At 61.5% G+C, this 5,544-nt stretch carries 4 protein-coding genes; all 4 read left to right on the forward strand.

What is annotated here, in order from left to right:
- A partial coding sequence (locus tag ACP5VX_RS05975; RefSeq protein WP_428724973.1) for an alpha/beta fold hydrolase occupies positions 1-1,241 on the forward strand: 1,241 nt, incomplete at its 5' end.
- Between the two features lie 106 nt (positions 1,242-1,347).
- Complete coding sequence (locus tag ACP5VX_RS05980) at positions 1,348-3,279, forward strand: ABC transporter substrate-binding protein (protein WP_428724974.1); 1,932 nt, start codon at positions 1,348-1,350, stop codon at positions 3,277-3,279.
- Between the two features lie 13 nt (positions 3,280-3,292).
- Positions 3,293-4,273, forward strand: a complete 981-nt coding sequence (locus ACP5VX_RS05985; protein ID WP_428724975.1) for an ABC transporter permease — start codon at positions 3,293-3,295, stop codon at positions 4,271-4,273.
- On the forward strand, positions 4,270-5,139 hold the full coding sequence (locus ACP5VX_RS05990) for an ABC transporter permease (RefSeq protein WP_428724976.1): 870 nt from the start codon (positions 4,270-4,272) through the stop codon (positions 5,137-5,139). The genes ACP5VX_RS05985 and ACP5VX_RS05990 overlap by 4 nt, the downstream gene beginning before the upstream one ends.
- Positions 5,140-5,544 lie beyond the last annotated feature (405 nt).

The following is a 5,544-nucleotide window of genomic DNA, read 5'->3' on the forward strand; positions in this document are numbered from 1 at the left end:
ACCCGAGGTCGAGCGAGATATTCGTCTACGACGCGAGGACCGGGGAGATGAGGGTCGCCACCCCGAGGGAGGGGAGCGTCAACGAGTCCCCAGTCATAACGAGCGGGGGGAGGGTCCTGTTCGAGACCAACGCCTACACGGGGGACGCGAAGGAGCTGGCCTTCTACGACCCCACCACCGGGGAGTTCCAGAGGCTCAGGTACCCCGGCTCGGACTACGAGGCCTACGGGCCCGTCGAGCACCTCTTCTACAGGGAGTTCGGCGGGAGGCTCTTCGTGGTCGGGAAGAAGAACGGTAGGTCTAGGCTGTTCGTCGACGGCAGGGCCGTGGAGACGCCGACCGGCACGGTCGTCAACGCCTACCCGCACGGCGAGAGGATCTACTTCACCTACACCAGCCTGAGGAGGCCCACGGGTATATACGCCTACGAGAAGGGCTCGGTGAGAGAGGTTCTGGTCTCCAAACTCCCCCCAGAAGTCGAGGAGGCCTTCGGGGAGGTAGACTTCGTCGTAGTGAGGTCGCCCGACGGTGTCGAAGTCCCCACCTTCGTCTTCAAGTCTAGGAGGCCTAGGAGGGAGTTCGTGGTCTACGTCCACGGGGGCCCCTGGTGGGAGACGGCCGACGAGTGGAACACCCGCGTAGCCCCCCTCGTCGCCCTGGGCTTCAACGTGGTGGCCCCGAACTTCAGGGGCTCGACCGGGTACGGGGAGAGGTTCAGGCTTATGGACATAGGGGACCCGGGCGGCGGGGACCTACTCGACGTCGAGGCCGCTACTAGGTGGGGCCTGGAGGCCGGCCTGGGCGAGAGGGCCTTCATATGGGGCTACAGCTACGGCGGCTACATGACTCTCTGGGCGATGACCAGGAGGCCGGAGCTATACAAGTGCGGAGTGGCCGGCGCCCCCGTAGCCGACTGGGCGGAGATGTACGAGCTCAGCGACGCGGTGTTCAGGGAGTTCATCGACATCCTCTTCGACAAGAAGAGGGAGCTGTGGAGGGAGAGGTCGCCAAGCACCTACGCTGAGGACCTCAAGAGCCCGCTAGCCATAGTCCAGCCCCAGAACGACTCTAGGACGCCCCTACAGCCTGTCCTCCACTTCGTCGAGAAGCTCATGAAGGCGGGGAAGACGTTCGAGCTCCACGTCATACCCGACATAGGCCACGCCATAACGAGGCCCGACAAGCTAGCCCAGGTATTACTGTACGCCGCGTACTTCCTCGACAAGTGCTCGCAGCACTGAACCACCCCAATGTCTACTAATTTCTTTTCCCACTTATATTGGCAAAAGCACATGTTTATATACCGCCCCCGCGTTTAGAGAGGACTATAAAAGTGGGATGGGAAACATGGAGGCGCGCGTCTTAGCCCCCCTAATCGTGTTTGCCCTCCTCGCACAACTGGCTGGGGCGCTGCCCCTAGTATCAAGGGCGGAGGCGCAGCAGCCGACGATTTTCAACTACATCATCAGAGACCCGAACATCGTACCCGGCGGCGTCTTTAGGGACCCTATGATGGGCGAGGCCAATACGCTGAACCCCTGGATGTACACGACGTCCTGGGAGTACATGATACTGGGCGTGGTCTACGACACCCTGACAACGGTCGCCCCCGACGGCAACATCGTGGGGATACTGGCGAAGAGCTGGGAGGTGAAGGACAACGGGACAGTCTACATATTCCACCTATACGAGAACGCCTCCTGGCACGACGGCCTCCCGGTCACAGCCGGGGACGTCGCCTTCACCTACAAGTTCCTGAGGGACTACGGTAACCTGACCAGGTTCAAGGACTACGCGCCCTACATAAAGGACGCCAAGGCCCTCGACAACTACACCGTGGAGATAGACCTGACGCAGCCCTACGCGCCCTTCCTCACCCTCGTGGCCTCCTCGATATTCATAGTGCCCGAGCACATATGGTCGAAGATACCTCCCAGCCAGGTGCCGACGTACAAGAACGAGCCCCCCGTGGGCAGCGGCCCGTTCATATTCAAGGAGCACGTCCCGCAGCAGTACTACATGCTGGTGGCCAACCCCAAGTACCACCTGGGCAGGCCCTACATAGACACCTACGTGCTGCCCGTCATACCGAACCCCGACGCGATGCTGCTCGCCCTTAAGAGGGGCGACGTGGACGACGTGACGTGGAGCGTCCCGTACGCGACGATACCAGACCTGTTGAAAGACCCCAACATCAGGATATGGAACGTCACCGAGCTGGGCTCCAGGTTCATGTACTTCAACTGCGTGAGGTACCCGATGAACGAGACGCTGTTCAGGCAGGCGGTCCACTACGCTATAAACCTGACCGAGGTCGTCAACGTGATATACCAGGGCTACGCGCTACCCGGGTCCCTGGGCAAGATACCTCCTATAGAACAGCCCTGGTACAACCCGAACCTACCCCCCAAGGAGGTGAAGTACCCGTTCAACCTCACCAAGGCGGCCGAGCTACTGGACCAGCTGGGCCTGAGAGTCGGCCCCGACGGCTGGAGGACGTACCCCAACGGCACGCCGATCACCCTGACGATATACTCGCCGGCCTACGACCCCCTCAGGGTCAGGGTCGGGGACTTGCTGGCCAGCAACCTGAGGAAGATCGGCCTGAACGTCAAGCACATGCCCCTCGAGTGGACGACCCTGGTCTCGAAGCTGCTCTCGGGAGACTTCGACATGCTGATAATCGGAGGCCTGGGCTCGATAGACCCGGACCTCTTGAGGCAGATCTTCGCCTCTAACGGGACTTGGAACATGGGCCACTGCGTCATACCCGGCCTAGACCCGCTACTCCAGCAGCAGGCCGTCACGCCAGACATCGAGGCCAGGAAAAAGATCGTGTGGAGGATCGAGGAGATACTAGCCGACTACGTGCCGCTACTCAACTTCGTCCACCAGCAGTTCGTCTTCGCGTACAGGGTTGACAGGTGGGCCGGCTGGGTGCTGTACCCGCTAGCCCCGCCCGACAACTGGTTCAGCCTCATGAGCCTCTACAACATCCAGGCGCAGCAGTACAAGCCGTCGGTCCCCGTGGTGATAACCTACACTACAACCCCCACGCCGACGCCCACCCAGTACACCACGCAGTACACTACTACTACACTGCCCACTACTACAACCACAACAACCCCCACACCCACGACCACGACAGCTGCGCTGACCACTACGCCGACCACAGCCCCGGCTAGCACGGGGGTCCCCGTCGCCATCGTAGTAGCGGGCGTCGTAGCGGTACTAGCAGCTGTCGCGGGAGCCGCCCTCTACACCTCTAGGAGGAAGTAGGGGAGGGCGGTAGATGGGTAGACTAGCCTATTTTTTGGTCAGGAAGGCTATTGCGCGCTTCGTGACCTTCTTCGTGATCCTCACCCTGACCTTCGTCATCCCCCGCCTCCTACCCGGCGGGGCCTTCGCTTACCTGGTCGCCAACCCGAGTGTACCGCCAGACATGAGGAACGTCCTGATACACGAGTTCGGGCTCGACAAGCCCATATGGGAGCAGTACGCGATCTTCCTGAGGCAGTTCTTCACCACTGGGAACCTGGGCATATCCTTCAGTAGGCTCGAGCCCGTCAGCCAGGTGATAATGGAGGCCCTCCCCTGGACGGTGTCGCTGGTCACCGTCTCGCTACTGGTGTCGGCTGCGATAGGCATGCTCTCGGGCATGTACGCCGCGTACAAGAGGGGCGGTAGGTTCGACACGGCCTCGATGAGCGTCTTCATGTTCATCAGGTCGATGCCGGGGTTCTGGCTCGGCATGGTCTTGTTAATAGTCTTCGGCTTCTACCTGGGCTGGGCGCCCCTCTACGGGGCCTACACCTACGGCGCTACTTACACGAGCCCCTGGGAGAGGGTCGCAGACATACTCTACCACATGTGGCTGCCGATGCTCACCCTCATAGTCCTGACCATACCGGGCTACCACATACTGATGAGGAACAGCGTGGTGAACATACTGGGCGAGGACTACATAGTCGTCGCGACCGCGAAGGGGCTTTCGGACAGGCAGCTACTCCTCAGGCACGCCTTCAGGCCGGCCAGCCTACCGGTCGTGACCTCCCTGGCCATAGACGTCGGCTTCTCGATAAGCGGGGTGATGCTGATCGAGAACGTCTTCTCCATACCGGGCGTCGGCAGGCTGGCCTACCAGGCGGTCTACCAGCAGGACTACCCCCTACTACTGGGTATAGTGGTGTACACGTCAGCCCTCACCCTGTTCCTGGTGACCGTGGTTGAGGTAATGTACAGCTTCATAGACCCCAGGGTGAGGCTGGAGTGAAGGGCGCCGGCTACTCGACTACCCAGCTACTCAAGGACCTCGTCTCGGCCGTGCTCAGGGACAAGAAGGGGCTGGCCGGGGTAGTCCTCCTGTCGATCCCCCTCGCGATGGCGATAGCCCCGCAGTTGATAGCCCCCTACAACCCGAGGGACATAGTCGGCCCCCCATTCCAGCCCCCCTCCCTACAGCACCTGCTCGGCACGAACGACGCCGGCTACGACATCTTCAGCGAGCTCGTCTACGGGTCGCGTATATCCCTGCTCGTCGGCTTCGCGGCGGCGATATCCGCTGTCGTGCTCGGGACGGTGGTGGGTCTGCTCGCTGGGTACTACGGGGGTGTACTCGACGACGCGCTCTCCACGGTCACCGACGTGATGCTGCTGCTCCCAGTACTGCCGTTCATGATACTCATGGCGGCGATACTCGGGCAGGGCTACCAGAACATCGTCTTGACCATAGCCGTCTTCACCTGGCCGGGTATAGCCAGGCTGGTGAAGGCCCAGGTGGTCTCCCTCAAGAGCGCCCTTTACATCGAGGCCGCCAAGGCCTACGGGGCCAGCAACGCGAGGATAATGAGGACGCACATACTCCCCCAGCTCTACCCTCTACTCGTAGCCTTCGTGATCCTGAGGATTGGGGGAGCGATAATAGCCGAGGCCTCGCTGAGCTTCCTCGGTCTGGGTGACCCGACCCAGGAGTCCTGGGGCAGCATGATATACTGGGCCATGAACAGCGGCGCTATATCGAGCGGGAAGTGGTGGTGGATCGTGGCCCCCGGCCTCATGATAACGATCACGGTAGAGGCCACGGCCCTTATAGGGGTCGCCATAGAGGAGTTCGTCAACCCCAGGCTGAGGAGGGCCTGAGGAGGGCGCTTCAAGCCTCTGGCCCACGAGCCCTCCGAGGCTCTTGACCTCCACGACCCCTTCAGCCCTGCTCCTCAGCCCCCTCTCCTTGCTCACGGGGGCCAAACCGTACCCCTCCGCGAGGACTACGTAGGACGCGTCGTAGACCGCCACCCCTAGAGCCGGGTCCTCCTCGTAGACCCCTCTCGAGGCCGGCTGGAGACAGGGCTTCCATGTACCTCAGGACCTCGGCCAGTACCTCGACTAGTACAGCCGCCTTCTCAGCTCTTATAGCCCGGTGAAAAAGACCTCCTCCCACACGTAGTTAAGCGTTTCGTGGAAGGTCGGCCACTGGGCGTAGTTCCGCCCGAGTAGGTCTTGCCTCCTCTCCTTCGACGCGTAGAGCAGCGAGGGGGGTTTAATGGG

Source organism: Thermogladius sp. (assembly GCF_049970955.1).
In the GTDB taxonomy this organism is placed as follows: Archaea; Thermoproteota; Thermoprotei_A; order Sulfolobales; family Desulfurococcaceae; genus Thermogladius.

Excerpts from the sequence above, each read along its gene's own strand:
- ACP5VX_RS05985 (WP_428724975.1), top strand. The coding sequence starts at position 3,293 with ATGGGTAGACTAGCCTATTTTTTGGTCAGGAAGGCTATTGCGCGCTTC.
- ACP5VX_RS05980 (WP_428724974.1), top strand. The coding sequence starts at position 1,348 with ATGGAGGCGCGCGTCTTAGCCCCCCTAATCGTGTTTGCCCTCCTCGCA.